Source organism: Micromonospora aridisoli, from assembly GCF_056150025.1.
In genome coordinates, this window is record NZ_JAXCFK010000122.1 from 1 (window position 1) to 569 (window position 569).

A 569-nucleotide genomic window follows, 5' to 3' on the forward strand; every position below is an offset into this window, starting at 1 on the left:
GGGCGAACACCAGCAGGAAAATGGGGGGACCCTGATGATCTCGCAGGAGCAGCCATATTTTTGTCTTCTAATGCAAGTAATTTTGTCAATGGTCATGTGCTTTATGTGGACGGTGGGATTTTGGCAACTATCGGAAAACCTGCAAACGAAGCATAGAGAGTGTAGCCTTTTTTAGGGTTACCTCATAAACTAGAATCATTCAGACAAAAAAGACCATCATTATGATACGTAAAAGTATTTTTTTAATAGGAACTATTGCAATTTTGGGTAGTTGCAAAAAAGAAATAAAAGAGCCTCCTGTACCAACGATTACCTTAGAAAATTCCTTAGGAATTGATCGTGTACAGGAACTAGTATCGATTCCCAAAGAAAAAATACTTGCGAGTCTCGATACGATTGTACATGATGGTCAATTACCAGCTTTGATGGATACTACTGGAGTGGTAATTCCGCAACAGTGGGATGATACCAATGGAGATGGTCAATGGGATGTGCTGTTGACTGCGTTAGATTTTAAAGCAAATGAGTCTAAGGACGTTGTTATTGCAATTATCGGACAGACAGAAACA

The 569-nt window shown here is 39.5% G+C and carries 2 protein-coding genes; both read left to right on the top strand.

Annotated elements, in window-relative coordinates; translation table 11 throughout:
• Positions 1–156, top strand: a 156-nt coding sequence (locus SM447_RS29675; protein ID WP_474576170.1) for an SDR family oxidoreductase, incomplete at its 5' end; no start/stop codon positions are given.
• Between the two features lie 65 nt (positions 157–221).
• Positions 222–569 (top strand): DUF4861 family protein (locus SM447_RS29680; protein WP_474576169.1); only part of this gene is annotated, 348 nt, incomplete at its 3' end.